Here is a 26,701-nt window from a genome sequence, read left to right on the forward strand (position 1 = left end):
CGGTCCCACGCCATCCCGGAGGACAACGCATGTGCATGAAACATCTTCTGCCGCTGCTGCCGTCCCTGGCGGCGTGGGGCACCGTGAAATCCGATGCCGTCGCGGCGGCTCAGGCCTTGGTGGCGGACGCGAGTCGCTTCACCAGCACCTCAGCCGCTTCGGCCGACGAGGCCGGGTTCTGGCCGGTGATCAGCAAGCCATCGCTGACCACATACGAGCCCCAGTCCGGCCCCTTGGAGTAGGAACCGCCTGCCGCCTTGAGCATGTCCTCGACCAGGAACGGCACCACCTCGGTCAGGCCGACGGCATCTTCTTCGGTGTTGGTGAAGCCGGTGACCTTCTTGCCCTGCACCAGCGGGGCACCCTCGGCAGTCGTGACGTGACGCAGCACGCCCGGCGCATGGCAGACCAGCGCGACCGGCTTGCCGGCGGCGATGAAGGCTTCGATCAGCGCGATGGAGTGGGTGTCTTCGGCGAGGTCCCACAGCGGGCCGTGGCCGCCGGGATAGAACACGGTATCGAACTCGGCCTGCGAAACGCTGTCCAGCCGCACGGTGTTGGCCAGCTGCGCGTTGGCATCCGCGTCTGCTTCGAAACGGCGGGTGGCGTCGGTCTTGAAGTCCGGTTCGTTGCTTTTGGGATCCAGCGGCGGCCGCCCACCCTTGGGCGAGGCCAGCACGATCTCGGCGCCCGCATCCTTGAAGGTGTAGTAGGGCGCGGCCAGCTCTTCCAGCCAGAAGCCGGTCTTCTTGCCGGTGGCGCCGAGTTCGTCGTGCGAGGTCAGAACGATGAGGACTTTCATGGATGATGCTCCTGTGGGTGCTTGATTAGACTGGTCGTCTAGTGATGGGGCCGAGAAAAACACGCCGATGCCGGCGTGCGTGAGACAGGCTTTTGTCAGGGGGCGGTATGCAGAAGGCGGGCGGTCAACGCCACGGCGTCGTCGAACGGGCTGGTGGTGCGGGCGATCTTGACCATGATGCTGGTCCCCAGCCACAGCTGATACAGGCTTCGGGCGACCGCCTCGGGTGGCTCCCGGGTCGCCACCGATCCGTCGGCCAGACCCGCTGCAATCGCACGCGCCAGCCGATCGGTGATCCCCGTGGTGCCCCGCCGGAGTGCGGCCCGCATGGGTTCGGAAAGGTCCGCCACTTCGGCACCGAGCTTGACGGCCAGGCACTTGCCCTGGCAGTCCTCGAAGGACTGGCTGTCCTGCCAGGCGCGGAAGTACACCGCCAGTTGCTCGGCCTTGGTCTGGCCCGGCTGGCGGAAGATGCGGTCCATATCGGCGAGATAGGCGCTGAAGTAGTCCTCCAGCAATGCCTCGCCGAAGGCTTCCTTCGAGGCGAAGTAGTGGTAGAACGAGCCCTTGGGAACCCCTGCCGCGGAAAGGACCTCGTTGAGGCCGACGGCGGAGAAACCTTTGGCGCCCATGATCCGCTGGCCGGTGGCCAAGATCGTGTCACGGACAGGGGAGGCGGTGGTGGGCGAGTTCATGGACGCCACTGTACGTGTGATTAGACCGGTCGTCTAGTGCCTGCTTGCGTGGTCTACGGGAAGCCGGCCAGCGGCCGGCACTCCCTCGTTCGCGGCGGCGATCGCAGACTCGGAACGGCCGGATCAGGGTATATTCCCCGGCCCCATTTTCATTGCCAGATAGCGCCCCGCCATGAGCACGCCCCTCAAGCACTACAAACACCCCGCAGAATCCGAGATCGGCAACGGCACGATCTACCTCGAGGCGCAGGGCGATGTGATCGTGCGGCAGGTGGAGAGCTACCGCAGTGTGCTGGTCTGGGCCGACAAAGCCGGGCAGGCCGATGAGCGCTTCCCGCTGTCCGATCAGCCGCTGTCCTGGCTGGATCTGGATTCGGATGACGCCATCACCGCCAGCCAGTTTGAAGCCGTCTGGAAGCAGGCCAAAGCCGTTTCCGGCTGAGCGTGCCGAAAGACTGGCGTCACACCGTCCAGCCGGGGCTTTCCGCCGCCACATGCATCAGCTGATCCAGCTGGCGCAGCGCCCGGTGCAGTTCCTGCCGGTTGGCGGCGGCACCCAATGAGATCCGCACCGCATCGTTGATCGCCACCCCTTCGGGCGTGAACGCCGATGACGGTGCGATGCCCAGCCCCTGCAGGCGCGCGGCGTGGGTGAGGCTGGCATCGGTCCAGTGCGCGGGAAGACGGCACCAGGCGTGCACGCCCGCGCAATGCTGCAGGAACCGCGGCGACAGCGCCGACCGCGCCAGATAGCGTCGTTCGGCCGCTTCGTCCTGCACCAGTGTCAGCATGGCCTGGGCGGAGCCGTCCAGGATCAGCTGCGTCACCAGGGCGTTCATCAGTGGCGGTGCCATCAGGTTCACCGCGCGCAGCGCATCCAGCATCGGCTGCCGGTCCATGCCTTCGGGAAGGCGCACGAAACCGGTGTGCAGGCCTGGACTGAGGCACTTGGAGAGCGTGGAGATGTAGCAGGCGTGCCGTGGTGCCAGCAGCGCGAGCGGGGCAGGGGCGTCCTCCAGCAGCAGCCAGTAGGGGTCGTCTTCGATCAGCTGCAGGTGCTGCGCGCGGATCACCTCCGCCAACGCTTCGCGGCGTGCCTGCGGCATCGTGTGGGCGGTGGGGTTCTGCGCGGTCGGGTTGAGATAGACCACGCGCGCACCCCGTTCTTTCGCGGTACGGGCCAGCGCATCCGGGCGCATCCCGTGCTCGTCGCACTCGACCACCTGAAGGTGCCGCTGCAGCACCCGCGCGGCATGCAGCAGCCCGGGATAGACCAGCGGCTCGCACAGAATCGTGTCACCGGCGTCGGTCAGCGCCAGCAACAGGGCGGACAGCGCAGCCTGCGCGCCTTCCGTGACGATCAAGGTGTCGGCATCCAGCTTGCCGAGGATCGGCTTGAGCCACTGTTGTGCAGCCCGATGATCCGCCCGGCTTCCGCCGCCCACGTGATAGGTCATCAGGTTGCCGACGTCGCTGCGGGTCAGCACCGATGACAGGCCACGCTGCAGCATGTCCGCGACCTGGCCGCCGCCGGGGCTGGGCGGCAGGTTCATGCTCAGGTCCACCAGCTGGGCAAGTTCCACCTGCGGCGGCGCGACGAACGACCCCAGCGGGCCACGCGCATCGATCAGCCCGCGCTTGCGTGCCTCGGTGAAAGCACGGGTGATGGTGGTGAGGTCCACCTTCAGCTCGGTGGCCAGCGCACGCTGTGCAGGCAGGCGCTGGCCGGGACGTAACGCACCGGACCACACCGCACGTTCCAGCGCCTGCACGATGCGCAGGTACACCGGCCCGTGGCCATCGGCGATGAGGGGGCTCCATTCCATGCGCGCATGGTACGCGCGCCGGGGCGAGCGGCTGCGACAGTGTGTCGCATCATGTATGGATCATGTCGTTGCCTAACGTACGCGGCTGCGGCGGGCACCCCCCATGCATATCGGTCATGCAGGGGGGTGTTCGCCACTTTTCATGATCCGGGCCGCCCGGCCCGGCACTGCGTTGGAAGGGCCGTCACGCATGAACCCCGCTACACACTCCGCTCGCCGCGCCACGCTGGCCGGTCGAGCCCGCGCCGGACGCTGGTTCGGCCTGGCAGCGCTGCTGCCGCTGCTCACAGGCTGCAAGAACCTGGAGCTGTTCAATCCCATGGGCAGCATCGCCGAGCAGGAAATGCAGCTGATCCTGGTCTGCACCGGCCTGATGCTGCTGGTGGTGATCCCGGTGATCATCCTCACGCTGTACTTCGCGTGGCACTACCGCGAGTCGAACAAGAAGGCCACCTACGCACCCAACTGGTCGCACTCCACCGCGATCGAAGTGGTGGTGTGGACGATTCCGTGCCTGATCGTGGTCGTTCTGGGTGTATTGATCTGGAAGAGCACCCACGCGCTGGATCCCTACCGCCCGATCGAATCGGACACGCCCGCGCTGCGCGTGGAAGTGGTCTCGCTCAACTGGAAGTGGTTGTTCATCTATCCGGACCACAACGTGGCCACGGTCAATGAGCTCGTGATGCCGGTCGATACGCCGGTCGCCTTCAAGCTGACCTCCGAGTCGATGATGAATGCCTTCTTCGTGCCGCAGCTGGGCAGCATGGTCTACACCATGCCGGCGATGCAGACCCGCCTGCACCTGATCGGGCACACGCCGGGCACCTATGCCGGGATGTCATCGGCCTACAGCGGCTCGGGTTTCTCGGACATGAAGTTCGATGCGCGGGTGGTGACGGCGGCGGACTTCGACCAGTGGCTGGCGCAGTCGCGCGGCACCGCCGTCCATCTGAACCAGGCCCGCCTGGCCGAGCTGGAGAAGCCGACCCACGGCGCGCCGATGCAGCGCTTCGCCAGCGTGGATACCGGCCTGTTCGACAGCATCCTGCGCCGCTATGGCGGCATGCCCGACGACGAAATCTGCCTGCCCGGCGAAGAACCCGGCGCGACATCCCAACTCGTAAGCCTGGCCGCGTCTGCCAGCCGTACCGCGGAGAACTGATTGTGCTTGGAAAGTTGAACCTCGAAGCGATTCCCTACCACGACCCGATCATCATGTCGGCGCTGGTGGGCTCGCTGCTGCTGGGCGTGGCGATCGTCGCGGCCATCACGTACTACAAGAAGTGGGGCTACCTCTGGACCGAGTGGATCACCTCGGTGGACCACAAGAAAATCGGCGTGATGTACATCATCCTGGCCCTGGTCATGCTGGTGCGTGGCTTCGCCGATGCGCTGATGATGCGTGCCCAGCAGGCCATCGCCGCCAATGACAGCGCCGGCTACCTGCCGCCGGAACACTACGACCAGATCTTCACCGCGCACGGCGTGATCATGATCTTCTTCGTGGCCACGCCGCTCATCGTGGGCCTGATGAACATCGTGGTGCCGCTGCAGATCGGCGCGCGCGACGTGGCATTCCCGTTCGTCAACTCGCTCAGCTTCTGGCTGTCGGCGGTGGGCGCGGTGCTGGTGATGCTGTCGATGTTCGTCGGCGATTTCGCCGCGACCGGCTGGGTGGCGTATCCGCCGCTGTCCGGCATCGAGTACAGCCCCACGGTGGGCGTGGACTACTACATCTGGTCATTGCAGGTCTCCGGCATCGGCACCACGCTGACCGGCCTGAACTTCATCGTCACCATCCTCAAGATGCGTGCGCCGGGCATGGACCTGATGAAGATGCCGGTGTTCACCTGGACCGCATTGATCACCAACATCCTGATCGTGGCGATCTTCCCGGTGCTGACCGCGACCCTGGCGCTGCTGACCATGGATCGCTATTTCGGGATGCATTTCTTCACCAATGACGCCGGCGGCAACGCCATGATGTACGTCAACCTGATCTGGATCTGGGGCCACCCGGAAGTCTACGTGCTGATCCTGCCGTGCTTCGGCGCGTTCTCGGAGATCATCGCTACGTTCTCGGGCAAGCCGCTGTTCGGCTACCGCTCGATGGTCTATGCCACCTCGTCGATCGGCATCCTGTCGTTCTTTGTGTGGCTGCACCACTTTTTCACCATGGGCTCGGGTGCGAACGTCAATGCCTTCTTCGGCATCATGACCTCCATCATCTCGATCCCCACCGGGGTGAAGCTGTTCAACTGGCTGTTCACCATGTACCGCGGCAGGATCCGTTACCACTCCTCGACGATGTGGACCATCGGCTTCATGGTCACCTTCGCGCTGGGTGGCATGACCGGCGTGATGCTGGCGATCCCGGGTGCGGATTTCGTGCTGCACAACAGCCTGTTCCTGATCGCGCACTTCCATAACGTGATCATCGGCGGCGTGGTGTTCGGCTGCCTGGCCGGCATCAGCTTCTGGTTCCCGAAGGCCTTTGGCTTCACCCTCAACGAGCGCTGGGGCAAGATTTCGTTCTGGTGCTGGCTGGTCGGCTTCTATCTGGCCTTCATGCCGCTGTACGTGCTGGGCTTCAAGGGCATGACCCGCCGCATGAACCACTACGGGGTGGAGGGTTACCAGCCGTGGCTGATCGTGGCCGCCATCGGTGCGCTGGTGATCGCCGCCGGTATCGCCGCGATGTTCATCCAGTTCTATGTCAGCGTGCGTGACCGCAAGGCCAACATGGACCTCACCGGCGACCCGTGGAATGCGCGCAGCTTGGAGTGGGCCACGTCCTCGCCACCGCCGTTCTACAACTTCGCCAAGCTCCCGGCGATCACCTCGCTGGAGCAGCATTGGGACGACAAGCAGCACGGCCGGGCCTGGCAACGCCAGGACACCTACGAGGACATCCACATGCCGCGCAATACCGCGTCGGGTGTGGTGATCTCGGTGTTCAGCCTGGTGCTGTGCTTCGCCCTGGTCTGGCACATGTGGGCGCTGGCCGGCATCGGCCTGATCGGTGTGATCGCGACCTTCGTGCTGCGCTCGTATGACCGTGATGTGGACTATTACGTGCCCGCCGCCGAGGTGAAGCGCATCGAAGAGGCGCACTTCACGCAGATGGAAGGAGCCAAGGCATGAGCGGCGATACCCTGACCGCTGCCACGCAGCACGGGCAGCTCGCGGCCGGTCATCACGACCACGCCCACGAGCACCACGACGACGGCAACAAGACCGTCGTCGGGTTCTGGATGTACCTGATGGGCGACTGCCTGATCTTCGCGGTGCTGTTCGCCACCTTCGGCGTGCTGCTCAACGGAACGGCCGATGGCCCCAGCGGCAAGGACCTGTTCAAGCTCGGCTTCGTGCTCTCCGAAACGGTGGTGCTGCTGCTGAGCAGCTTCACCTTCGGTTTGGCGATGCTCGGCATGCAGGCCGGCAAACGCAACCAGGTGGTGGGCTGGCTGGCCGTGACCGGCGTGCTCGGCGCGGTCTTCATCGGCATGGAGCTGTATGAGTTCGCCGAGCTGATCCATGAAGGCGCCACCCCGGATGTGAGTGCCTACCTCTCGGCGTACTTCACGCTGGTGGCCACCCACGGCCTGCACGTCACCTTCGGCCTGCTGTGGCTGGCGATCATGATCCACCAGGTGCTGACGTTCGGCCTGGACGGCATCGTGCGGCGCCGCCTGGCCTGCCTGAGCCTGTTCTGGCACTTCCTGGATCTGATCTGGATCTGTGTGTTCACCTTCGTCTACCTGAGGGAGTTTGTATGAGCGGCCACGCCACTCTGAAGGGCTACATCCTCGGCCTGCTGCTGTGCCTGGTGCTCACCGGCGCCTCGTTCGGCGTGGTCATGACCGATCTGGTGCCGCAGCCGCTGCGGCTGACCGCCATCGTGGTGCTGTGCGTGGTGCAGCTGGTCGCCCAGCTGGTGCTGTTCCTGCATATCGGGGCAGGGCGCAGCCAGCGCGAGAACACCGGCATCTTCCTGTGCACCGCGTTCCTGATCGCCATCGTGGTGGCCGGTTCGCTGTGGGTGATGCACAACGCCAACCTCAACATGATGCCGATGCAGATGTCGGCCGCGCCATGAGCTGGTCACGCTCGGGTGTCCTGGCTGCCGGGCTGCTGTTGACGTGTTCCGTGATGCCGGTGGTGGCTGCGGCCGCGCAGGCCCACACCGCGGCAACGGTGTCGGTCAGCGATGCGTGGGTGCGCCTGCCACCGCCGGCGGCGAATGTAGCCGCCGGGTACGTGCAGCTGCATAACGGCGGCGGTGAGGACCGGCTGCTGTCAGCCGCGTCCCCGGCGTTTGCCGAGGTGCAGATCCATGCCATGCGCATGGACGGGGAAGTGATGCGCATGGAAGCGCTGCCCGATGGCCTGGCCTTGCCGGAGGGCCAGACCGTCGCGCTGCAGCCCGGGGGATACCACCTGATGCTGCTGAAGCCGAAGCGGCCGGTGTCGGCCGGCCAGACGGTGCGGGTGACGCTGCAGTTTGCCCGCAGCGCAGCGCAGGTGGTGGAGTTCAGTGTGCGCGATGGCCTGGTGACGCACGGAGCGGTGAAGTGACCCGCTGGGCAGCCACGGGCCTGCTCACGCTGGCGCTGCTGGGCGGCTGCGCCGACGGCCAGGCGCCGGTGATGGGCCAGGCGGCACTGGGGGCGGTCAAGTTTGAGAGCAGCGACGGGCGCACGCTCGCCATTCGCGATCTGCAGGGCAAGCCGACCCTGCTGTTCTTCGGCTTCACCCATTGCCCCGAAGTGTGCCCGCTGAGCCTGGTCAAGGCGGTTCAGATCAAGCAGCTGCTGGGCCCGGCGGCAGCGCAGCTGCAGGTGGCCTTCGTCACCGTCGATCCGCAGCGCGATACGCCTGCGCACCTGCGCGAGTATCTGGCGGCCTTCGATACCACGTTCCTGGGCCTGGCCGCTGACGAACCCGGTACCCGCGCCATCGCCGAAAGCCTGGGCGTGAGCTACCGGCGCGTGGGTGAGGGCTACATGGCCACCTTCGAGCACACCGCCTCGTGGTTCCTGCTCGGCGCTGACGGGCAGCTGCAGGATGTCTACGGCTATGCAATGAACGAACGGGACATCGTCGAGAAGCTGCGCGTGCGGCTGGCGGTGGCGGGAGGGATCGCGCGGCCATGAGCCGGGCCGGCGCGGACCGCGCGGACTTCGTCCTGCTGCTCGGCTCGGCTGGCTGTGCGCTCACCGTGCTCGATACCAACGTGGTCGGCGTGGTCCTGCCGACCATCGCCCGCGATCTGTCCGCCTCGTTCGCAGACATCGAATGGGTGGTCAGTGCCTATGTGCTGTGCTTCGCCTCGCTGCTGCTGCCCGCCGGCACCCTGGCCGACCGGATCGGGCGTCGACGCCTGTTCCTGATCGGCCTGAGCCTGTTCGCGCTGACCTCGGTCGCGTGCGGTATCGCCGGCACCGCCATGGCCTTGTACCTGGCCCGGGCCGGGCAGGGCGCTGCCGCAGCCTTCATGCTGGCGCCAGCGCTGTCGCTGATCGGCCATGCGCACCAGACCCCGACATCACGCGCGCGCGCGTGGGCGATCTGGGGCGCGATCATGGGCCTGACCATGGTGCTCGCACCACTGATCGGCGGCGCCATCGCCACCTGGTTTGGCTGGCGCTGGGCCTTCCATATCAACCTTCCGCTGTGCCTGCTGCTGGCGAGCCTGAGCTGGGCCTTCGTGCCCGAGTCGCGCGATCCGGTCAGCCGCCGCATCGATGTGCCGGGCGTGCTGCTGTTCGCCGGCAGCATGCTGTCCTGGACCTGGGCGCTGATCCGTGGCCCCGTGGAGGGCTGGGGCAGTGGCGCGGTGCTGCCGTGGCTGCTGGCCGGCACCGCGTTGGGCGCGGGCTTCATCGTGGTCGAGCAGCGCCGTGCCCAGCCCATGCTGGATCTGCGCCTGTTCCGTGCGCCTGCACTGGTGGGCGCGGTGCTGGCGATGTTCGCCTACGCCGCCTGCGTGCAGGTGATGGCTTCGTTGCTGCCGTTGTTGCTGCAGAACGCCCGCGGTGACAGCGTGCTGCAGGCCGGCATGCACATGCTGCCGTTCGCGCTGGCGATGCTGCTGCTCCCGTTCGCGGGGCGCCGGCTGGGGACGCGGTGGGCGCCCGGTCGGATCCTGGCGCTGGGCCTGGGCGTTGCCGTGATCGGCAACCTGGGTATCGCGGTGGCGCTGTGGCAACACAGCGATTCCGGCCTGCTGCTGGCGATGGCCGTGCTCGGCAGTGGCGGTGGCCTGCTCAACGGCGAAACACAGAAGGCCATCATGAGCGTGATCCCGCCGGACCGCGCCGGCATGGCCTCCGGCATCAGCACCACCGCGCGCTTCTCCGGCATCCTGATCGGGTTCGCCACGCTGGGCGCGGTGTTGTCCAGCCACGTACGCGACGCCGCCCGCGGGGCGCTGAGCGAGGCAGGGCAGACAGGGTCGCCGGCGCTGATCGAGCGCGTGGTGGTCGGCGAGCTGTCCGTGTCCGGGGCGGCACACGACACCCTGACACTGCTGGCGCGCCAGGCGTATGCCGATGGCGCGGCGTATGCATTCGTGACCGCGGCGGCGATGGCGCTGGTAGCGATGCTGCTGACCAGCACGCTGATGGCCAGGCGCTAGACAGTCCGAAGGTGGCGTCCGCGCAGGGCGTGGATCCGGCCGGCGGTCACCACGCGCGGGCGCGCACGTCCCAGCAGGCGGCAGTGAACGTCACTGAATCGCCGTCGACGAACGGCTCGAACGCACGCAGCACCGCGTCGATCACCTGCGTTCGGACGTCCGCGACAAGGTCGCCGTTTCGCAGCGCGCTCCCGACCGGTCCCAGCAGCGAAACGTACGTTGCCAGATCCGCGCGTTCGATGCGGCACACCACATCCAGCGGCAGCAGCTCGATATCCTCCCAGCCGCTGTCCCTCAGGATCTGCTCGACCCGGGCCTGGTCGGCAAACGCAAACTGACCCGGTGCCCCGGGCTGGCGAGGTGGCAAGCTCAGCCAGGGTGCCGCGGCGCGCTCGGCGGTGGTCATGAACGCGTTCTCGTCCGGACCGCGCCAGGCCAGCGCCTGCAGCACGCCGCCGCGTTTGGCGGCGCGCTGCAACTGACCGAAGGCCTGCACCGGGTCATCGAAGAACATCACGCCAAAGCGCGACACGATCCGGTCCAGACTCCCGGGTGCGAACGCATGCTGCTGCGCATCGGCGACGATGAAGTCCACTGCCAGCCCGGCGCGCTGCGCGCGTTCACGCGCCAAGGCGATCATCGGGGCCGAGATGTCGACCCCGGTGACGTGTGCCTCCGGACCCAGCCGCCCGGCAATGGCCAGCGCCACCGCGCCGGTCCCGCAGCCCACATCCAGCACCTGGGCATCGGTACCCGGCGCGATGGCATCGAGCAGGTGAGTGGCCAGCGGCGTGAACATCTGATCGAGAATGCGCTGCGCCTCCACCCAGGCCTCACCGGCCGGGCCATTCCATAACGCGTGCTGCGAGGTGTCGGTCATTACAGGGCTCGATCTGGCGTTGCCAGTGGAATAAGGAGGCTGCACTGTGCCACCTCAACCAACGTTGAGGTCAAGTGCCACCGCTCAGCCCCGCCACACATCCACCAACAGCTTCACGTTCAACACGATGATCATGCCGCCGATCAGCCAGGACAGGACGATCAGCCAGCGTGGCGCCACCAGCGCCCCCATCTTGGCCTTGTCCGAGACGAACCGCACCAGCGGCACCACCGCGAACGGCAGCTGCATCGAGAGCAGTACCTGGCTCAGCACCAGCAATCGCGCGGTGCCTTGCTCCCCATAGATCGCGGTGACCACCACCACCGGCACGATCGCGATGCCGCGGGTGATCAAGCGCCGTGCCCACGGGGCGATCCGCAGGCGCAGGAAACCCTCCATCACGATCTGGCCGGCCAGCGTCGCCGTCACGGTGGAGTTGATGCCCGAGGCGAGCAGGGCGACCGCGAACAGGGTCGAGGCCAGCCCGACGCCGAGCATCGGCGCCAGCAGCTCATACGCCTGCTCGATCTCCTGCACGTCGGTACGGCCCTGCGCATGGAACACGGCGGCGGCCAGGATCAGGATCGAGGCATTGATGAACAGCGCGAGCATCAACGCGATGGTGCTGTCCGTCACCGCCCATCGCAGCGCACTGCGGCGTCCGGCATCGGTGCGCGGATAAGCGCGGGTCTGCACGATGGAGGAGTGCAGGTACAGATTGTGCGGCATCACGGTGGCACCGATGATGCCGATCGCCAGGTACAGCGCCTTGGGGTCGGTCACCACCTGCGCGTGCGGAATGAACCCGGCGAGCACCGCCTGCAGCGGCGGCGCAGCGATGACCATCTGGATCGCAAAGCAACCGAAAATCACCAGCAGCAGCGCGATCACGAACGCCTCCAGGGCGCGGAAGCCGCGGTTCATCAGCAGCAGCACCAGCACCACGTCTACCGCCGTGATGATCGCGCCGGCCAGCAGCGGGATGCTGAACAGCAGCTTCAAGGCGATCGCGGTGCCGATCACCTCGGCCAGGTCGCAGGCGATGATCGCGATCTCGCACAGCAGCCACAGGCCGAGGTTCACCGGGCGTGAGTAGTGGTCCCGGCAGGCCTGCGCCAGATCACGCCCGGTCGCGATGCCCAGGCGTGCCGACAGCCCCTGCAGCACGATCGCCATCAGGTTGGAGAGCAGGATCACCGAGAGCAGCAGATAGCCGAACTGCGCACCGCCCGCGATATCGGTGGCCCAGTTGCCGGGGTCCATGTAGCCGACCGAAATCATGTAGCCCGGGCCGAGGAAGGCCAGCAGGCGGAACCACCAATGTCCACCCGTAGGCACCGCGACGCTGGCGTTCATCTCGCCCAGGCTGGGCGTATGCCCGGCCGACGACGGCCAGGCGGGGGAGCTCTCGGGGCGGCGTTGACTGTCCACGGCCGCAATATAGCAGAGGCTATGTTAGTAAGGCTTTGCAATCTGAGGCATCCCAACGCCTTAACCCTGAACCGCGTATCGTCACCGCTCTTTTCAGCTGGAGTGGGTGCATGCGTTGGATCGTGTTGTTGGCCGCATTGGCCATGCCCGTGGTGGCGTGGTTCTCACAGACCGGCATGTTCGGCCCGACCAACGGTGCAGTCTCCGACCAGTACCCCACGTTGCTGGTCGCTGCCGGGTACGCCTTCGCGATCTGGGGCCTGATCTTCCTGTGGGATGTGCTGTTCGGGTTCTGGCAGCTGCGCCTGCGCAAGCCGGACATCACCGGCGTGCGCCCGTGGGCCGCGGCGGGCTTCGCGCTGACCGCCGTCTGGATGCCGGTGTTCTCCAACCAGTGGTTCCTGCCGGCGCTGGCCATCATCTGGGCCGCCTTGCTCTGCCTGATCGTGGCCGCCTACCGCGCCTCGCCGATCACCGCCCCGGGCGGGCAGCGTGCCTGGGCGGCGTACCCGCTGGGCCTGCACGCCGGCTGGCTGTCGTTGGCGGCCTACCTCAATACCGCCCAGGTGATCGTCGCCTACGGCTGGCTGCCGACGGACAACATGCTCGGCTGGAGCCTGGTGCTGCTGGTCCTGGCCACGCTGCTGGTGCTGGTGGTCAACCAGCTGCTTCGCGGGCATTTCGCCTATCCAGCCGCCGTCATCTGGGCGCTGGCCGGCATGTACGTCAAACAGTCCGGCTGGGACCTGCCGGGCGCGGCCAACATCGCCACCCTGGCGCTGGTGCTGATCATCATCGTGGTGATCCAGACGGTCTGGCTGCGCGTACGCGCATACCGCCAGCCGCGCGCGATCGCCGCCGCCCACCGTCATCGCCGTTGATTCTTTCTGCAGGAGACACCCCCATGAACATCGTGATGAAGGAGCGCTGCTGATGCGCGCTGCCGTCCACACCGCCTTTGGCGATCCGACCCAGGTCCTGCACGGCGGCGATGTGCCGCAGCCGACCCCCGCGGCCGGTGAGGTGCGGATCCGTACCGTCCTGGCGCCCATCCACAACCACGACCTGTGGACCGTGCGTGGCCAGTACGGCTACAAGCCCGAGCTGCCTGCGGTCGGCGGCAGCGAAGGCACCGGTGTGATCGAGGCGCTGGGCGAGGGCGTCGAGGGCCTGAAGATCGGCCAGCGGGTCAGCGCCGCCTCGGTGCATGGCACCTGGGCCGAATACTTCATCGCGCCGGCGCGCATGGTCATCCCCATGCCGGACAGCATCGATGACAACACGGCCGCGCAGCTCATCGCCATGCCGCTCAGTGCCCTGATGCTGCTGGAATTCCTGCAGGTGAAGGAAGGCCAGTGGATCCTCCAGAACGCGGCCAATGGCGCGGTCGGCAAGGCCTTGGCGATGCTGGCCAAGGCGCGTGGGGTGCACTGCATCAACCTGGTGCGGCGCGATGCCGGCGTGGCAGAAATGGCTGAGCTCGGCATCGACCACACCATCTCCACCGCGCAGTCGGACTGGATGGCCCACGTGCAGGCCAAGGTCGGCAAGGCCTCGATCGCCGCCGCCGTGGATTCGGTTGGCGGACGCGCCAGCAGCGAGCTGATGACGCTGCTGGGCGATGGCGGCACGCTGGTCTCGTTCGGCTCCATGACCGGGGAGCCGATGCAGCTCAGTTCGGGCGATGTGATCTTCAAGCAGGCGACGGTGAAGGGGTTCTGGGGCAGCAAGGTCAGCCAGGCGATGGCGCCGGAGGACAAGCGTCGCCTCGTTGGCGAACTGCTGCAGCTGGCCGCGCGCGGTGGATTGAGCCTGCCGGTGGACGGCGTGTTCGGTCTGGACGAGGTGGCCGCTGCCGCCAAGGCCAGCCTGGAGCCGGGCCGCAACGGCAAGGTGCTGCTGCGTCCCTGATGTACACGGTCGGTTCTACCGGCCTGCGCGCAACGCCTCGATCACGACCTTCATGGCGCTCGAGGATTGCCGGCGGCTGGGATAGTAGGCGTAGTACCCGTCGAACGGGTCGCACCAGTCCTCCATGACACGCCGCAAGGTGCCGGCGGCGATGTCATCGCGCACCATGTCCTCGGGCAGATAGGCCAGGCCCGCACCAACGAGTGCGGCACGATGGATCGCGCTGCTGCCGTTGAAGGTCCACTGACCATCCACGCGCACGTTCACTTCCTCGCCGTCCTTCTCCAGATCCCACACCATCAGCCCGCCGTGGGTGGGCAGGCGCAGCCCGATGCAGTTGTGCGCGGCCAGGTCGGCCGGCAGCTGCGGCGCGGCATGCGTGGCGAAGTAGGCCGGGCTGGCCACGATCGCCATGCGCAGCGGCGGGCTGATCGGCACGGCAATCATGTCCTTGGCCACGCGGCCTCCCAGGCGGATGCCGATGTCGTAGCGCTGGGCGACGATGTCGGCCAGGCCATAGTCGATGGTCAGTTCCACATGCAGGTCGGGGTAGGCGGGCAGCACGGCGGACAGCCGGGGCCACACAAGCGTGTTGGCGGCATGCTCGGCCGTGGTGATGCGGATCGTGCCAGCGGGCCGGTCACGGTACTCGCTGATCGCGGCGACCTCGGCCTCGATCTCCTGCATGCGCGGTGCGACGGTCTCGTACAGCCGCTCGCCGGCCTCGGTCATCGAGACGCTGCGCGTGGTGCGGGTCAGCAGGCGCACCCCGAGGCGCTCTTCCAGCCCGCGCACCGTGTGGCTGAGTGCGGACTGCGAGACACCCAACTGCGCGGCCGCACGGGTGAAGCTGCGCTCGCGCGCGACGGTGACGAACACCTGCAGATCGTTGAAGTTCTCGCGGGCCATGAGGCGGGGCCAAGAGCGCATGGCAGTCATGCGCGCCCATGATGAGGGCGGCGGACTGATGAACTCAAGCGGCTTTGTTTCGTGATTGATGAGCTGCGGTCATGGCTGCATGCCGATCGGGGCGGCTAGTGCCCGCGCGGGGGCAGGCCTACAGTGACCCTCCCGGCGGCGCGAACCGCCGCTCCCCACAGGAGATCGCTCCATGGACCTGTTCACCGCAGCACTGTCGCTTTCCATGGTGGCCACCGTACCCGCCGAGACCGCGCCCATCCGCATCACCAGTGCCGGTACCGCCCCTTCGGCGGCCGGCCCGGCGGACTACTTCACCGGCCGTGTGCGCATCGATGCACCGTTCCAGACCGATGCGCCTGCGCGCGTCGGCGGGGCCACGGTCACCTTCGAGCCCGGCGCACGCACCGCGTGGCATACCCATCCACTGGGTCAGACCCTGATCGTCACCGCAGGGGTGGGCAGCGTGCAGGAATGGGGCAAACCCGTGCGGGAGATCCGCCCGGGCGACATCGTCTGGATCCCGCCGGGCGTCAAGCATTGGCATGGCGCGAAAGCGGCCACCGCAATGACCCATATCGCGATCGCCGAAGCAGTCGATGGCTCACCGGTGACGTGGATGGAGCAGGTCAGCGACGCGCAGTACAGCGGCAACTGAACCACGCCCCGCGATGGGGACGGCCGGGTCACATCCACCTGCGTACCCTCACAGGCGGATTGAAACAGGAGAACCGTCTTGAGCACTGTCTTCATCGTTGGCGCGGCCGGCAAGGTCGGCCGTCATCTGGTCAAGCAGTTGGCCGACAAGCAGCATCACGTACGTGCGCTGCATCGACGCGCCGAGCAGGCCGCTGAACTGAGCGACCTGGGTGCAACGCCGGTCACCGGTGATCTCACCGCCACCGACGTGGACACGCTGGCCGGCCAGATGCGCGGCAGTGACGTGGTTGTTTTCACGGCCGGTGCCGGTGGCGCAGGGGTGGAAGTGACCAACGCCATCGACGGCCGTGGTCTTGAACTGGCGGTGGATGCCGCCCGGCAGGCGGGCGTGCGCCGCTTCCTGCTGGTCTCGGCATTCCCGGAAGCCGGCCGCAACAAGGGCATGGGTGAGGGCTTCGAGAATTACATGACGGTCAAGAAGCGCGCCGATGTGTATCTGGCCGCGACCGATCTGGACTGGGTGATCCTGCGCCCGGGCACCTTGAAAGATGCAGCAGGCACGGGCCGCGTCACGGCCGGCCCGGCGATCGCCTATGGCGATATCCCGCGCGCGGATGTGGCTGCCGCGTTGGTGGCGCTGGTGGAACATCCGAAGCTGCGGCACACGATCATCGAGTTGACCGACGGCGATCAGCCGGTCGATGAGGCGATCGCGCAGCTTGGCCGAGGGTAAGCGGTAAGCGGTAAGCGGTAAGCGGGAGGTGGGAGGTGGGAGTCCGGGTGGGCGGCAATGGTAAAATCACCTTTCCACCCGCAACACAGACGAGCACGCCATGACCAATGCCCCCTTCTATCCCATCGGCACCCCCGGCCAGCCCTGGGGCGCAGCGGAGAAGGCGCAGTGGCGTGCCCGCCAGGTGCCGCAACGGCGTTATGCCGATGATGTCCTGCCAGCGGTCGACGCGCTGCGCGATGCGTTCGATGTGAGCCAGTACGGCACGCTGGATTACGCGCCGGACCAGTACCCGCTGTTCGCGGTGCGCAGCCGCGACTGGAATCCGGCGTTGCCGACGATGCTGGTCACCGGCGGCATCCATGGCTACGAAACCAGCGGCGTGCAGGGCGCACTGCAGTTCCTGCAGACCCGCGCAGCGGAGTATGCCGGGCGCGCCAATCTGCTGGTGGTGCCCTGCGTCAGCCCGTGGGGTTACGAGCGCATCCAGCGCTGGAACGCCGATGCGATCGATCCGAACCGCTCGTTCATGGCCAACAGCCCGGCGGCCGAGTCCGCGGCGCTGATGGCCCTCGTCGCGCCGCTGCGCGGCAGCATCGCGATGCATATCGACCTGCACGAAACGACCGACACGGATGAAACCGAGTTCCGCCCGGCCCTGGCCGCACGCGACGGCAAGCCGTTCGAGCCGGGGCTGATTCCCGATGGTTTCTATCTTGTCGATGACAGCGAGAACCCGCAGCCTGCGTTCCAGACCGCGGTCAATGCGGCGGTGGAGCGGGTGACCCACATCGCGCCGGCCGACGAGAAGGGCGAGATCATCGGTTCCCCGGTGGTCGCCCCCGGGGTGATCGAGTACCCGCTGGAAAAGCTGGGCCTGTGCGCCAGCGTCAGCGGCGCGAGCTACACCACCACGACCGAGGTGTATCCGGACAGCCCGCGCGCCACCCCGCAGCAGTGCAATGACGCCCAGGTGGCGGCGATCTGCGCGGCGATCGATTACGCGTTGGCTGCCCCCAGAAACTGATCCAGCAACCACAGCGCCGCTGGCCCCAGCGGCGCGCCTTTGTGCCATACCGCATCCATGGAGACCAGCCGCGGCCAGCCGGGCAGGGGCAGCTCCACCAGCATGCCCCTGCCGTACCGCGCCACCAGCGCACGCGGTAGTTCGGCCCATCCGAAGCCATCCTCGGCCATCTCCAGCACCATCAAATAGTCCGAGGCCGACCACGTGCGCCCGCGCGCGTGGCCTTCGCGTGCCTTATCGCCGCTCAGGCAGATCTGGCGGTGGCTGGCCAGGTGGGATTCTTCCGGCGCGTGCAGTGCGGCCAGCGGATGACCGGCGGCAACAAACACCGCCATCTCTGCGCGCAGGGGCAGGGCGCGCACCGCCAGTTCGGACGGGTAGGCCGGCTGATGCGGCATCAGCCCGAGATGGGCACGCCCACGCTGCACCACATCGAGCACGTCACTGCCTTCAGCATCCAGCCACTCCAGTTCGATATCTGGAAAACGCTGCTCGAACCGGCGCAGCAGATGCTGGTCCGGATTGAGCTGATAGATGTCTGAAAACACCAGGCTCAGGCGTGGCTCTACCTCATCCGCCAAGCGGATGCTGAGCTGCTCCAGACGGTCGGCGGCAGCGAGGATTTCCTGCGCATGGCCGAGCACCTTGCGGCCGTCCTCGGTCAGCACCGGGTAGCGGCCGCTGCGGTCGAACAGCGTGAGGCCCAGGTCGGCCTCGAGCGTGGCGATCGCAGTGCTGATGGTCGACTGGGTCTTTTTCAGGCGCCGCGCGGCGGCGGAGAACGTGCCAAGGGCCGCCGCTTCCACGAAGGCGTGCAGGGATTCGGGGCCGTAGCGCATGGATGTATCGCCTTTATCGATGGATTCCATCTTTGGCCTGATGGAAACGGCGATGATAATGGGCGCGTCGCTCCGGTGTCATCACACAGATCACCCGGTCAACAGCGACGTAGGTGCATCCAAGGAGCTTTCCATGCACACACAGGTGCATCCACAACCGCGTGCCCGTGGCGGTCTGATCGCCTGGGCCTGCCTGACCGTGGCGATCGTCGCTGAAGTGGTCGGCACCTCATTCATGGCCGATGCCGCCCGTCATGGCGGCTATCTGGGCTATGTCGTGATGGCCGTCGCCCTGGCCATTTCGTATTACTTCCTGGCGCTGTCCGTGCGTGGCATTGCGGTCGGCGTGGCCTACGCCGTGTGGGAAGGCCTGGGCCTGACGCTGCTGACAGTGGTCGGCATTGTCGTGTTCAAGGACAGTCTGTCCGTGCAGCAGATGATCGGGCTGGTGATGGCGGCGGTCGGCATCGTCTGCGTCACCCTCGGCGAGGCGCACACGCCATGAACCTCACTGCCTTCCTTTTCGTGCTGTGCTCGGCACTGATCGATATCGCGGCCAACATGATGGTGGCCAAGTCCGATGGCTTCCGTAAGCCCGCCTGGGGTTTGGCCGCGATCGTGCTGGTCTGGATCGCCTTCGCGCTGCTCGGCCAGGCGGTCAAAACCATGGATCTGGCCACGGCCTATGCGATGTGGGGTGCCATCGGCGTGATCGGCACGGCCCTCTGCGGGCGCGCGCTGTTCGGCAACCGCCTGCGCCCGATCGGCTGGGTGGGGATCGCGCTGGTCACCGGTGCGGTGGTGGTGCTGTCCAGTCACTGAGCCCGATCAACGGAACAACTGGTTCAGCACTGCCCCGGAGGCCGCATCGGCGAACCCGTCGAAGCGGCCCTCGTCCATCAGCAGCTGCGAGGCCCGCATCATCCCGCCCCAGGCGGTGCGCGCCATCGCACCTCCGACACTGACCCGGCGCACGCCCATACCGGCGATGTCCTGCAGGGTGAACGGCAGCGCGCTGCCAACCAGCAGGTTGACCGGTCGCGGCGCCACCGCGGCCACCACCGCTTCGATCTGCTCGCGGGTGGTGATGCCCGGCGCATACAGGCAATCCGCACCGGCTTCTGCATAGGCACGCAGACGGGTGATCGCATCGTCCAGGTCGGGGCGGCCGACGAAGAAGTTCTCGGCGCGGCCGATCAGCAGCACGTCCTGGCCAGACGCGTCGATCGCACGGCGCGCGGCACGGACCCGTGCTACCGCGTCGTCCAGCGTGCGCAACGGATGCGCGGGATCCGGGCTGGCGTCCTCGATGGAGATGCCGGCCACGCCGGTGGCGATGGCGCGGGTGACGTTGCCGCCCACCGCGTCCAGCGTGCCGAAGCCATCGCCGAAATCGGCGTTCAACGGCAGCGGGGTCGCAGCGGCGAGGGAATGGAGATGGGCGAGTGTTTCATCCAGCGTCAGCGATCCATCGGCCTGGGCCTGGCTCCACGCATAGCCGGAACTGGTCGACGCCAGCGCCTGGAAGCCGAGACTGTGCAGGTAACGTGCGCTGCCCGCATCCCACGGATTGGGCAGCACGAAGCAGCCCGTGTCATGCAGTGCACGGAAGGCCGCGCGGCGCGGGCGGGGATCGAAGGACAGGGCCGTCATGGTACGCATCCGTTAAGCAGTCACCCGATGGTAACGCCAGCGGCCGCCGCGCCCTTGTTGCGCTGCGCGACCACGTGGGCCGCGCAATGTGCAGGCACCTCAGAACGCGATCGTGCCCTGCAGGTACAGCGTGCGCGGCTGGCCGACGAACTTGCCGCCGTTGTTGTCGGTGGAGCGCGTGTAGTAACGGCGGTCGGACAGGTTCTTGACCCCGATCGCCAGCTTCAGATCGTGCAGCTCCGGCCCGAAGTCGTAGCCGGCGCGCACGGCCACGGTGGCGTAGCCGGGGATGTCGCCGAGGCGGCCGGTCGGGTCTTCCTCGGTCACATAGGTGGCGCCCGGGTTCGGGGTGCCCGGCGAGCGCTGGCCGGACTGGGCGAACACATCGGCGTTGAAGGTCCAGCGGTCGATCGCATAACGCGCGCCGAACGAGCCCACATTCCGTGAGTACAACGGCAGGTCCTTGCCGGCGAACGCACCGGCGCGGGCGGTGGCCTCGGTCCAGGTGTAGGTCATCGAGAGCTGGAGGCCGGCCAGTGCGTCGTTGAACTGGCCCATCTCGTAGCGCAGCGCCGATTCCGCGCCGCGGTGACGGGTCGCGCCCAGGTCGGTCCACATGCCTTCGCCGACGATCGAGCGGGCCAGCTGCAGTTCCTTGTCGAAGTCGACGTTGAACAGGGTGAACTCACCGCTCAGGCCGTTGCCGGTGTAGTGCGTGCCCAGCTCATAGGTGGTCGCGGACTCCGGGTGCAGGCCTTCGGTGGTCGAGGCCAGCTGGCTGTACTGCTGCGGGCCGAATGACTTGCCGCCATTGGCGAACAGCGACCAGTGATCGGTCAGGCGGTACAGCACCGACAGCGTCGGCAGGGTCTCGCGCGAGTCGATGCTTGGGGTCAGCACGCTGGTGACCGCGCCACTGGTGGCCACGTTGGTGACGGTGTTGAAGGTGCGGATGTCTTCCACGCGCACGCCCGGGGTGATGGTCCAGTTGCCGATGTCGATGCGGTCATCGATGTAGAACGCGTTGGCGGTCGTGCCGCCGCGGCTGGTCTGGTAGGGCAGCAGCGGCAGATCGACGCCGGCCACCGCAGCGTTCGGGCGGTAGTAGCTGGTGCGCGAGGCCACCTCGCTGCTGGCCTCCTTCAGGTAGCGGTAGCCCACGCTCACTTCCTGCACCACGGTGCCGGTAGTGAACAGGCGCGAATAGCGGGGCTCCACGCCCAGGTAGTGGTAGCTGCGCGGGGCAGCGGTGAGCCGGCGCTGGCCGTTGCTGGCACCGCTACCGTCCTGCTCGATGTAGCTGCCGCGGAAGGAATCCACGTAGTAACCCAGCACCTCGAGGTTGTTGCTGCCATCGCTGTAGCTGTACTTCAGCGAGCCATCGCTGCGGCGCCCGTTGAACACGTCATAGGGCCGGGTGGACTGGAACGGATCGGCCGCGTACTCGGCGGTGGTCAGGCCTCCGGGCATGCGCCCGCTGCCTTCGAAGTGATGCAACGACATCGCCAGGTCGCCCGCGTTGCCCAGCGCATAGGACGCCTTGAGCAGGACATCGTCGATGTCGGTCTTGTCGTTGCTGCTGCGCCAGCCGTCGCCATGGGTGCCGGAGTACAGCAGCGCCGCGCCGAGGCCACCGTCGGTGGTTCCGCCCAGGAACAGGCTGGGGACGGTCTTCAGGTTGCCACCCTGGCCGTACATCTCCGACGCGAAGCCCAGCGAGCCGGCGAAGTCCTTCGGAATCGCGCGCGTCACGAAGTTGATGATGCCGCCCACGTTCTGTGGCCCGTAGCGGACCGAGCCGGCGCCGCGCACCACGTCCACCGATTCCAGATTGCCCAGCGCGACCGGGGCCAGCGACAGCTGCGGCTGGCCATAGGGCGCGTAGGACATCGGCACGCCGTCCATCAGCACGTAGGAGCGCGGCGACAGGCGCGAGGTCAGGCCGCGCACGCCCACATTGAGCGACACATCGCTGCCGCCGGTGCCGTTGCTTTCCTGCACCTGCACGCCCGGGATCTGGCGCAGCACGTCACGCACGCTGGTCGAGCCACTCTCGGCGATGCGCTGCGCTTCGACGATGCTGCGCGCACCCGGGTGGTCGAGCAGCTTGGCTTCGGTGGGGTTGTCCAGCCAGTTGCCGGTGACCTTGACCGTGTCCAGGTCCGTGGCGGTGGACGGGGTGACCTGGGCTGCTGCCAAGTGCGGCGCGCTGGCCATCGCCAAACCGATGGCGGCCGCGATCGCGGCGAGAGAGGGGCGTGCGGGAAGGGGGTGCATGCGTACGGCGGTCCGGAGCGGGCAGGGGGCAGGTCGCGCGTGCGCGCCTGGGAAAAAGCCGGCGGATCGTACAGCAAATGGGAATCATGTGCGTTATCGCGGCCGGGGCATTGCCCGGGCCCGCGCCACATGCAACGCTGGCGCAGCGCCCGCAGCCCGGGCCAAGGAGGCAGGCATGCTCGAGGTGATCGATCTGCTGTTGGCGCCGCTGTTCAGGGTCAGCCCCATCCGTTATCTGCGTGACCCGGCCTACCGCCAGCGCCTGCGCCGCGAACAGGGCAAGGCCGCGCGCTGGCGCATGATCTTCCTGATGGTGCTGGTACTGAGCGCGATCATGCTGCTGGCGCTGGTGATCCTCGCGCGTTACGGGCGCTAGCGTCTGAGCGGCGTGGGCAGCCTCAGGCGCGCACCCACCGCGCGCACAGCCCCACCAGCACCAGTGTCACCGCCACCGCGCTGAACGCGAACACCAGGCTGCTGGCCTGCGCGACGAAGCCGATCAATGCCGGGCCGGCCAACACACCGGCATAGCCGAGCGTGGTGATCGCCGGGATGGCCAGGCTCTCTGGCATGACCTTCTGGTTGCCGGCCATCGAGAACAGCGCCGGAACGATGTTGGCGCAGCCCAGGCCGACCAGCGCATAGCCGCACAGTGCCAGTGGCATCCAGGTGGCGAACGTTGCCAGGGCGAAGCCGGATGCCGCCACCAGGCTGCCGATCAGGATCGAACGATGGCGGCCGAGCTTGGCCACCACGCCATCGCCGACCAGCCGGGTGATCGTCATCGCGATGGCAAAGGCCAGATAACCGAGGCCGGCGCGGGAGGGATCTACGTGCTGCACTTCATGCAGGAACACCGCGCTCCAGTCCAGCACCGAGCCTTCGGCCAGGAACGCCACGAAACACAGCACGCCGATCGCCAGCACCACGCCGTGCGGCACCGCGAACATCGGCGCATCGCTGGGTGCCTTGTCGGTCCGCCAGTACGGCAGCGAGATGGCCAGCAGCGCGGCCATCACCGCCGAGGCCAGCAGGCACACCAGCCACGGCGGCAGGTGAAGCGCCAGCAGGGCGGTCATCGCACCGGCGCCGACCGCACCGCCGATGCTGTAGAAGGCATGGAAGCCGGACATCATCGGCCGGCCGCTGTCGCGCTCCACCATGATCGCCTGCATGTTCATCACGCAGTCGCAGGCGCCCACGCCGGCACCGAACACGAACAGCACCAGGCCCAGGGTCACTGGCGAGGGCGCGATGGCCAGCAGGGGCAGGGTGGCGATCACCATCACCAGCGTGGCGATCATGACGGCGCGGCAGCCGTGGCGTGCGGCGAGCATGCCCGCGATCGGCATCGCCAGCAGCGAACCGGCGCCCAGGCACAGCAGCACCAGGCCGAGTGAGCCTTCATCCAGACCGGTGCGGTTCTTGGCGAACGGGACCAGCGGCGCCCAGGCGGCGGTGGCGAAGCCGGGCAGGAAGAAGGCGGCGCGGGTGGCGTGCTGCTGGCCGCGGGCGAGGAGGGACGAGGGCGCGGAAAGTGTCGACATGGGTCCGGACCTCAGTGCTGCGCGGCGCGCTGGAGAGCAACGCCACGACGCTCGAACGCGGCGACCTGTGCAGGCGGCGCGTCGGCCTCGACGACCAGCAGATCGATCTGGTCCACATCACCGATCCGGTGCGAGGCCTGCGCACCCAGCTTGTCGTTCGTGGCCACCACCACGCAGCGGCTGCTCGCGGCGAGCAGGGCGCGCTTGAGCGTTGCTTCCTCGCCATCCACCGCCCAGATGCCAGCGTCGGCATCCACCGCGCAGGTGCCGACAAAGCACACGTCCACGCGCAGTGCGGCGACCGCTTCCAGCGCCTGCGCGCCCACGGTCGCGCCGATGCGCGGGTCCACGCGGCCGCCGACCAGGCTGACCTCGATGCCCGGACGCGCCATCAAGGCCAGCGCGATATCCGGGGCGTTGGTCACCACGCGCACGCCCTGATCCGCGGGCAGGCAACTGGCAATCACGCTGTTGGTCGAACCGGCGTCGAGAAACACCAGCTCACCGGGCAGCACCTGCGCGGCGGCGATCCGGGCCAACGCGAGCTTGCGGTCATGGTTCTTTTCGTGGCGCTCGGCCAGCGCCGGAAACGCCGGGGCCGCCGGCAGTGCGCCGCCATGCACCTTGCGGCACAGACCCTGCGCGGCCAGCTCACGCAGGTCACGGCGGATCGAATCCTCCGAGACCTGCAGTTCGACGGCCAGCTGGGCCGACATCACGCGGCCGTGTTCGCGCAGCAGGCGAAGGATGGTCTGTTGGCGCTCGCCCGGCAGGGCGTCCTGGGTAGTCATGGGTAACCTCGGTTCAGGGCGGAGGCGCGGCGGCGGCTTGCCTGAACATGCACGAACGTGCACGTATGCGCCTGTATCTGGATCGAACCTTAGCACGAAACGACGATTCGCGTGCGCATGTGTGCGGAAATGTGCGAGAAGGTGCGGTTTCATTCAGATCGGGCGCGCATCGCGCTCTCACGCCTGCGGCAGCAGCTCCGGCCGGATCACCGTGGCCGCCCATTCCATGAACGCCGCGACCCGGCGCGGCAGATGGCGGCGCTGGGCGTACAGAAGGGAGACCGGCATCGGCTCGGCCAGACAGTCCGGCAGGATCTCCACCAGCGTGCCGTCCGCCAGCGCGCGCCGGACGCCCAGCCGGGGCACCTGGATGATCCCCAGTCCGGCCAGCGCCGCAGCGGTATACCCGTCGCCACTGTTGACCGTCACCGCGCCGCGCATCGGCAGGCTGCGATAGCCCTCGCCATCGTGGTACTCGAAGCCGGGCGAGCGCTGGCCCAGAGTGCCCACGTAGTGCACCAGCGCATGGCCGGCCAGATCATCCAGCGTGACCGGTATACCGCGCGCGGCCAGGTACGCGGGACTGGCGCAGTTGACGATCGGCAGCCGTCCCAGCGGGCGGGCCACCAGCGTGTTGTCATCCAGCGGGCCGACCCGCAGCACACAGTCGAACCCCTCGCGGATCAGATCGACCCGGCGGTCGGTACCGCTCAGCTCGATCTCCACCCCCGGATGCTGCGCGAGGAAGCCCGGCAGCTGTGGGATCACCAACTGCCGGGCCAGCCCACTGGACATGTCCACCCGCAGGCGGCCCTTCAACTGGCTGGTATCGACCCGGAACATGCCCTGCAGGTCGTCCATGTCATGCAGCAGATCGTGGGCGCGGGTCTGGAACTGGGCACCATCAGCGGTGAGCTGCACCCGGCGCGTGGTCCGGTGCAGCAGCTGTACGCCGACCTCCGCCTCCAGACGTTGCACCGCCAGCGATACGCTGGCCTTGGGCAGGCCGAGGCTGTCGGCCGCGCCGGTGAACGAGCCCAGTTCGGCGACCCGCAGGAAGCAGCGCAGTTGATCGAGGCGATCCATTGATTGTTCGTGATGTATGGACAGTCAAATCAGCATCCGCCGATTTATGCAGCCCTGCAACACCAATACGCTGGCCTCCCATTCCCCAGGCAGGTGCATTGACATGAGCAAGACAACCCGAGTCGTTCTGATCACCGGCGGCAGCCGTGGCCTCGGCCGCAACGCCGCCCTCGCACTGGCGGCCGATGGCGCCGACATCATCCTCACCTACCGCAGCCAGGCCGAGGCCGCTCAGGAGGCGGTCGCCCGCATCAACGCGTTGGGGCGCCGTGCCGCCGCGATTCCGTTGGACATGGCCGACAGCGCCGGCTTCGGTGCCTTCGCCGGCCAGGTTCGCAGCGTGCTGGAGGGCTGGGGCGAGTCCCATCTGCAGGGGCTGCTCAACAACGCCGGCGAAGGCCTGCACGCGATGATCGCCGACACCACGGTCGACCAGTTCGATGCACTGGTCGCCGTGCATCTGAAGGGGCCCTACTTCCTGACCCAGGCGGTGCTGCCGCTGATCGCCGACGGCGGTCGCATCCTCAACGTGTCCAGCGGGCTGGCGCGGTTCTCGCTGCCGGGCAGTTCGGCCTACGCGATGATGAAAGGCGGCATCGAAGTGTTTACCCGTTACCTGGCCAAGGAGCTGGGCGCACGTGGCATCAGTGCCAACACGCTGGCCCCGGGCGCGATCGAGACCGACTTCGGCGGCGGCCGCGTGCGCGACGATGCGCAGGTCAACGCGATGGTGTCCTCGGTGACCGCGATGGGCCGTCCTGGCAAGCCCGATGACATCGGCCCGGTGGCGGTGGCGCTGCTGTCGCCGCAGACGGCATGGATCAATGCGCAGCGGGTGGAGGCGTCGGGCGGCATGTTCGTCTGAGGGCGCATCACCAGGATGACGCGCAATGGCCGTGCCGGCAGCGGTGGGCCGGAAGAAGGCGCGCGCCCCGACGGCGCGCGCTGGGATGGATGGGGATGGGGATGGGGATGGGTTTCA

29 protein-coding genes are annotated in these 26,701 nt (G+C 67.4%); 17 read left to right on the forward strand and 12 right to left on the reverse strand.

From position 1 onward, the window contains the following. Window positions 1-109: 109 nt before the first annotated feature. Entirely contained in the window at window positions 110-802 is a 693-nt protein-coding gene (locus QMX81_RS07760; protein ID WP_282260284.1) for a type 1 glutamine amidotransferase domain-containing protein, read from the reverse strand. Window positions 803-897: 95 nt separating this feature from the next. Next, the gene (locus QMX81_RS07765; RefSeq protein ID WP_282260286.1) at window positions 898-1,497 is read right to left on the reverse strand and encodes a TetR/AcrR family transcriptional regulator; all 600 of its coding nucleotides are present in this window, start codon (window positions 1,495-1,497) and stop codon (window positions 898-900) included. Between the two features lie 172 nt (window positions 1,498-1,669). Here QMX81_RS07765 and QMX81_RS07770 point away from each other — a divergent pair, with 172 nt between their 5' ends. Next, complete coding sequence (locus QMX81_RS07770; protein WP_282260288.1) at window positions 1,670-1,939, forward strand: hypothetical protein; 270 nt, start codon at window positions 1,670-1,672, stop codon at window positions 1,937-1,939. A gap of 19 nt (window positions 1,940-1,958) precedes the next feature. On the opposite strand, the gene QMX81_RS07775 is transcribed toward QMX81_RS07770, so the two are convergent. After that, complete coding sequence (locus QMX81_RS07775; protein ID WP_282260290.1) at window positions 1,959-3,323, reverse strand: PLP-dependent aminotransferase family protein; 1,365 nt, start codon at window positions 3,321-3,323, stop codon at window positions 1,959-1,961. Window positions 3,324-3,513: 190 nt separating this feature from the next. Between QMX81_RS07775 and cyoA the strand changes: the two genes are divergently transcribed. The 7 genes from cyoA to QMX81_RS07810 are packed head-to-tail and all read left to right on the forward strand — an operon-like array spanning window position 3,514 to window position 9,966. Then, window positions 3,514-4,488 carry a ubiquinol oxidase subunit II gene (cyoA, locus tag QMX81_RS07780; RefSeq protein ID WP_121036966.1) on the forward strand — a complete coding sequence of 325 codons (975 nt, stop codon included), beginning with the start codon at window positions 3,514-3,516 and terminating at the stop codon, window positions 4,486-4,488. 2 nt (window positions 4,489-4,490) lie between these two features. Further along, window positions 4,491-6,470: a cytochrome o ubiquinol oxidase subunit I gene (cyoB, locus tag QMX81_RS07785; protein WP_282260294.1), complete on the forward strand. Its 1,980-nt coding sequence runs from the start codon at window positions 4,491-4,493 to the stop codon at window positions 6,468-6,470. Then, window positions 6,467-7,105 carry a cytochrome o ubiquinol oxidase subunit III gene (gene cyoC, locus QMX81_RS07790; protein WP_152151390.1) on the forward strand — a complete coding sequence of 213 codons (639 nt, stop codon included), beginning with the start codon at window positions 6,467-6,469 and terminating at the stop codon, window positions 7,103-7,105. The genes cyoB and cyoC overlap by 4 nt, the downstream gene beginning before the upstream one ends. After that, window positions 7,102-7,425, forward strand: a complete 324-nt coding sequence (gene cyoD / locus QMX81_RS07795) for a cytochrome o ubiquinol oxidase subunit IV (RefSeq protein ID WP_121036963.1) — start codon at window positions 7,102-7,104, stop codon at window positions 7,423-7,425. The genes cyoC and cyoD overlap by 4 nt, the downstream gene beginning before the upstream one ends. Beyond that, window positions 7,422-7,904, forward strand: coding sequence for a copper chaperone PCu(A)C (locus QMX81_RS07800; RefSeq protein ID WP_282260298.1), 483 nt, complete (start codon window positions 7,422-7,424; stop codon window positions 7,902-7,904). Before cyoD ends, QMX81_RS07800 begins: the two co-directional genes overlap by 4 nt. Next, window positions 7,901-8,482: an SCO family protein gene (locus tag QMX81_RS07805; RefSeq protein ID WP_282260299.1), complete on the forward strand. Its 582-nt coding sequence runs from the start codon at window positions 7,901-7,903 to the stop codon at window positions 8,480-8,482. The genes QMX81_RS07800 and QMX81_RS07805 overlap by 4 nt, the downstream gene beginning before the upstream one ends. Continuing rightward, window positions 8,479-9,966 (forward strand): MFS transporter, encoded by a 1,488-nt coding sequence (locus QMX81_RS07810; protein WP_282260301.1) that lies wholly within the window; start codon window positions 8,479-8,481, stop codon window positions 9,964-9,966. Before QMX81_RS07805 ends, QMX81_RS07810 begins: the two co-directional genes overlap by 4 nt. Before the next feature lie 46 nt (window positions 9,967-10,012). On the opposite strand, the gene QMX81_RS07815 is transcribed toward QMX81_RS07810, so the two are convergent. Both QMX81_RS07815 and QMX81_RS07820 read right to left on the reverse strand, forming a co-directional pair. Then, on the reverse strand, window positions 10,013-10,846 hold the full coding sequence (locus QMX81_RS07815) for a class I SAM-dependent methyltransferase (RefSeq protein ID WP_282260303.1): 834 nt from the start codon (window positions 10,844-10,846) through the stop codon (window positions 10,013-10,015). Between the two features lie 84 nt (window positions 10,847-10,930). Beyond that, the gene (locus tag QMX81_RS07820) at window positions 10,931-12,277 is read right to left on the reverse strand and encodes an Nramp family divalent metal transporter (protein ID WP_282260305.1); all 1,347 of its coding nucleotides are present in this window, start codon (window positions 12,275-12,277) and stop codon (window positions 10,931-10,933) included. Window positions 12,278-12,387: 110 nt separating this feature from the next. On the opposite strand from QMX81_RS07820, the gene QMX81_RS07825 reads away from it, so the two are divergent. Further along, complete coding sequence (locus tag QMX81_RS07825; RefSeq protein WP_282260307.1) at window positions 12,388-13,158, forward strand: hypothetical protein; 771 nt, start codon at window positions 12,388-12,390, stop codon at window positions 13,156-13,158. 52 nt (window positions 13,159-13,210) lie between these two features. Further along, on the forward strand, window positions 13,211-14,188 hold the full coding sequence (locus tag QMX81_RS07830) for a zinc-binding dehydrogenase (RefSeq protein WP_282260310.1): 978 nt from the start codon (window positions 13,211-13,213) through the stop codon (window positions 14,186-14,188). 15 nt (window positions 14,189-14,203) lie between these two features. Here QMX81_RS07830 and QMX81_RS07835 read toward each other — a convergent pair whose 3' ends face one another. Beyond that, on the reverse strand, window positions 14,204-15,097 hold the full coding sequence (locus QMX81_RS07835) for a LysR family transcriptional regulator (RefSeq protein ID WP_152151451.1): 894 nt from the start codon (window positions 15,095-15,097) through the stop codon (window positions 14,204-14,206). A gap of 202 nt (window positions 15,098-15,299) precedes the next feature. Between QMX81_RS07835 and QMX81_RS07840 the strand changes: the two genes are divergently transcribed. The 3 genes from QMX81_RS07840 to QMX81_RS07850 all read left to right on the forward strand — a co-directional run bounded on the left by QMX81_RS07840 (window position 15,300) and on the right by QMX81_RS07850 (window position 17,526). Beyond that, complete coding sequence (locus QMX81_RS07840) at window positions 15,300-15,764, forward strand: cupin domain-containing protein (protein ID WP_121036954.1); 465 nt, start codon at window positions 15,300-15,302, stop codon at window positions 15,762-15,764. A 78-nt stretch (window positions 15,765-15,842) separates the two neighbouring features. After that, window positions 15,843-16,499, forward strand: a complete 657-nt coding sequence (locus QMX81_RS07845; protein ID WP_282260314.1) for an SDR family oxidoreductase — start codon at window positions 15,843-15,845, stop codon at window positions 16,497-16,499. 100 nt (window positions 16,500-16,599) lie between these two features. After that, window positions 16,600-17,526, forward strand: a complete 927-nt coding sequence (locus QMX81_RS07850; RefSeq protein ID WP_282260316.1) for a M14 family metallocarboxypeptidase — start codon at window positions 16,600-16,602, stop codon at window positions 17,524-17,526. Here QMX81_RS07850 and QMX81_RS07855 read toward each other — a convergent pair. Continuing rightward, a complete protein-coding gene (locus tag QMX81_RS07855) occupies window positions 17,499-18,365 on the reverse strand; it encodes a LysR family transcriptional regulator (RefSeq protein ID WP_282260318.1) in 867 nt (288 codons plus the stop codon). The genes QMX81_RS07850 and QMX81_RS07855 overlap by 28 nt on opposite strands. Window positions 18,366-18,498: 133 nt before the next feature. On the opposite strand from QMX81_RS07855, the gene QMX81_RS07860 reads away from it, so the two are divergent. Together QMX81_RS07860 and QMX81_RS07865 are read left to right on the forward strand one after the other, a co-directional pair. Beyond that, window positions 18,499-18,870: an SMR family transporter gene (locus QMX81_RS07860; protein WP_121041074.1), complete on the forward strand. Its 372-nt coding sequence runs from the start codon at window positions 18,499-18,501 to the stop codon at window positions 18,868-18,870. Beyond that, entirely contained in the window at window positions 18,867-19,187 is a 321-nt protein-coding gene (locus tag QMX81_RS07865) for a multidrug efflux SMR transporter (protein ID WP_152151411.1), read from the forward strand. The genes QMX81_RS07860 and QMX81_RS07865 overlap by 4 nt, the downstream gene beginning before the upstream one ends. A 6-nt stretch (window positions 19,188-19,193) precedes the next feature. Here the strand turns inward: QMX81_RS07865 and QMX81_RS07870 are convergent, their stop codons facing one another. Together QMX81_RS07870 and QMX81_RS07875 are read right to left on the reverse strand one after the other, a co-directional pair. After that, window positions 19,194-20,018, reverse strand: coding sequence for an isocitrate lyase/phosphoenolpyruvate mutase family protein (locus tag QMX81_RS07870; protein WP_282260324.1), 825 nt, complete (start codon window positions 20,016-20,018; stop codon window positions 19,194-19,196). A 99-nt stretch (window positions 20,019-20,117) separates the two neighbouring features. After that, a complete protein-coding gene (locus QMX81_RS07875; protein WP_282260326.1) occupies window positions 20,118-22,295 on the reverse strand; it encodes a TonB-dependent siderophore receptor in 2,178 nt (725 codons plus the stop codon). A 175-nt stretch (window positions 22,296-22,470) separates the two neighbouring features. Here QMX81_RS07875 and QMX81_RS07880 point away from each other — a divergent pair, with 175 nt between their 5' ends. Further along, window positions 22,471-22,671 carry a hypothetical protein gene (locus QMX81_RS07880; RefSeq protein ID WP_152151417.1) on the forward strand — a complete coding sequence of 67 codons (201 nt, stop codon included), beginning with the start codon at window positions 22,471-22,473 and terminating at the stop codon, window positions 22,669-22,671. A 22-nt stretch (window positions 22,672-22,693) separates the two neighbouring features. Here QMX81_RS07880 and QMX81_RS07885 read toward each other — a convergent pair whose 3' ends face one another. From QMX81_RS07885 to QMX81_RS07895, 3 genes are all read right to left on the reverse strand, one after another. Then, entirely contained in the window at window positions 22,694-23,842 is a 1,149-nt protein-coding gene (locus QMX81_RS07885) for an MFS transporter (RefSeq protein WP_282260329.1), read from the reverse strand. A gap of 11 nt (window positions 23,843-23,853) precedes the next feature. Further along, window positions 23,854-24,633 (reverse strand): DeoR/GlpR family DNA-binding transcription regulator, encoded by a 780-nt coding sequence (locus tag QMX81_RS07890; RefSeq protein WP_282260332.1) that lies wholly within the window; start codon window positions 24,631-24,633, stop codon window positions 23,854-23,856. Between the two features lie 177 nt (window positions 24,634-24,810). After that, window positions 24,811-25,719 carry a LysR family transcriptional regulator gene (locus QMX81_RS07895; RefSeq protein WP_282260335.1) on the reverse strand — a complete coding sequence of 303 codons (909 nt, stop codon included), beginning with the start codon at window positions 25,717-25,719 and terminating at the stop codon, window positions 24,811-24,813. A gap of 103 nt (window positions 25,720-25,822) precedes the next feature. On the opposite strand from QMX81_RS07895, the gene QMX81_RS07900 reads away from it, so the two are divergent. Continuing rightward, complete coding sequence (locus tag QMX81_RS07900; protein ID WP_152151422.1) at window positions 25,823-26,584, forward strand: SDR family oxidoreductase; 762 nt, start codon at window positions 25,823-25,825, stop codon at window positions 26,582-26,584. The last annotated feature ends 117 nt before the right edge of the window (window positions 26,585-26,701 follow it).

It is taken from the genome of Stenotrophomonas sp. PS02301, assembly GCF_029959485.1.
GTDB classification, from domain to species: domain Bacteria; phylum Pseudomonadota; class Gammaproteobacteria; order Xanthomonadales; family Xanthomonadaceae; genus Stenotrophomonas; species Stenotrophomonas maltophilia_Z.

What these genes read in the sequence shown, in the direction of transcription:
- QMX81_RS07860 (WP_121041074.1), top strand. Translation starts at nt 18,499, where the DNA reads ATGCACACACAGGTGCATCCACAACCGCGTGCCCGTGGCGGTCTGATC.
- QMX81_RS07800 (WP_282260298.1), top strand. Translation starts at nt 7,422, where the DNA reads ATGAGCTGGTCACGCTCGGGTGTCCTGGCTGCCGGGCTGCTGTTGACG.
- QMX81_RS07875 (WP_282260326.1), bottom strand. Translation starts at nt 22,295, where the DNA reads ATGCACCCCCTTCCCGCACGCCCCTCTCTCGCCGCGATCGCGGCCGCC.
- QMX81_RS07770 (WP_282260288.1), top strand. Translation starts at nt 1,670, where the DNA reads ATGAGCACGCCCCTCAAGCACTACAAACACCCCGCAGAATCCGAGATC.
- QMX81_RS07870 (WP_282260324.1), bottom strand. Translation starts at nt 20,018, where the DNA reads ATGACGGCCCTGTCCTTCGATCCCCGCCCGCGCCGCGCGGCCTTCCGT.
- QMX81_RS07765 (WP_282260286.1), bottom strand. Translation starts at nt 1,497, where the DNA reads ATGAACTCGCCCACCACCGCCTCCCCTGTCCGTGACACGATCTTGGCC.
- QMX81_RS07815 (WP_282260303.1), bottom strand. Translation starts at nt 10,846, where the DNA reads ATGACCGACACCTCGCAGCACGCGTTATGGAATGGCCCGGCCGGTGAG.
- cyoC (WP_152151390.1), top strand. Translation starts at nt 6,467, where the DNA reads ATGAGCGGCGATACCCTGACCGCTGCCACGCAGCACGGGCAGCTCGCG.
- QMX81_RS07850 (WP_282260316.1), top strand. Translation starts at nt 16,600, where the DNA reads ATGACCAATGCCCCCTTCTATCCCATCGGCACCCCCGGCCAGCCCTGG.
- QMX81_RS07830 (WP_282260310.1), top strand. Translation starts at nt 13,211, where the DNA reads ATGCGCGCTGCCGTCCACACCGCCTTTGGCGATCCGACCCAGGTCCTG.
- QMX81_RS07865 (WP_152151411.1), top strand. Translation starts at nt 18,867, where the DNA reads ATGAACCTCACTGCCTTCCTTTTCGTGCTGTGCTCGGCACTGATCGAT.
- QMX81_RS07885 (WP_282260329.1), bottom strand. Translation starts at nt 23,842, where the DNA reads ATGTCGACACTTTCCGCGCCCTCGTCCCTCCTCGCCCGCGGCCAGCAG.
- QMX81_RS07900 (WP_152151422.1), top strand. Translation starts at nt 25,823, where the DNA reads ATGAGCAAGACAACCCGAGTCGTTCTGATCACCGGCGGCAGCCGTGGC.
- QMX81_RS07775 (WP_282260290.1), bottom strand. Translation starts at nt 3,323, where the DNA reads ATGGAATGGAGCCCCCTCATCGCCGATGGCCACGGGCCGGTGTACCTG.
- QMX81_RS07835 (WP_152151451.1), bottom strand. Translation starts at nt 15,097, where the DNA reads ATGGCCCGCGAGAACTTCAACGATCTGCAGGTGTTCGTCACCGTCGCG.
- QMX81_RS07840 (WP_121036954.1), top strand. Translation starts at nt 15,300, where the DNA reads ATGGACCTGTTCACCGCAGCACTGTCGCTTTCCATGGTGGCCACCGTA.
- QMX81_RS07890 (WP_282260332.1), bottom strand. Translation starts at nt 24,633, where the DNA reads ATGACTACCCAGGACGCCCTGCCGGGCGAGCGCCAACAGACCATCCTT.
- cyoA (WP_121036966.1), top strand. Translation starts at nt 3,514, where the DNA reads ATGAACCCCGCTACACACTCCGCTCGCCGCGCCACGCTGGCCGGTCGA.
- QMX81_RS07895 (WP_282260335.1), bottom strand. Translation starts at nt 25,719, where the DNA reads ATGGATCGCCTCGATCAACTGCGCTGCTTCCTGCGGGTCGCCGAACTG.
- QMX81_RS07810 (WP_282260301.1), top strand. Translation starts at nt 8,479, where the DNA reads ATGAGCCGGGCCGGCGCGGACCGCGCGGACTTCGTCCTGCTGCTCGGC.
- QMX81_RS07760 (WP_282260284.1), bottom strand. Translation starts at nt 802, where the DNA reads ATGAAAGTCCTCATCGTTCTGACCTCGCACGACGAACTCGGCGCCACC.
- cyoD (WP_121036963.1), top strand. Translation starts at nt 7,102, where the DNA reads ATGAGCGGCCACGCCACTCTGAAGGGCTACATCCTCGGCCTGCTGCTG.
- QMX81_RS07855 (WP_282260318.1), bottom strand. Translation starts at nt 18,365, where the DNA reads ATGCGCTACGGCCCCGAATCCCTGCACGCCTTCGTGGAAGCGGCGGCC.
- QMX81_RS07880 (WP_152151417.1), top strand. Translation starts at nt 22,471, where the DNA reads ATGCTCGAGGTGATCGATCTGCTGTTGGCGCCGCTGTTCAGGGTCAGC.
- QMX81_RS07825 (WP_282260307.1), top strand. Translation starts at nt 12,388, where the DNA reads ATGCGTTGGATCGTGTTGTTGGCCGCATTGGCCATGCCCGTGGTGGCG.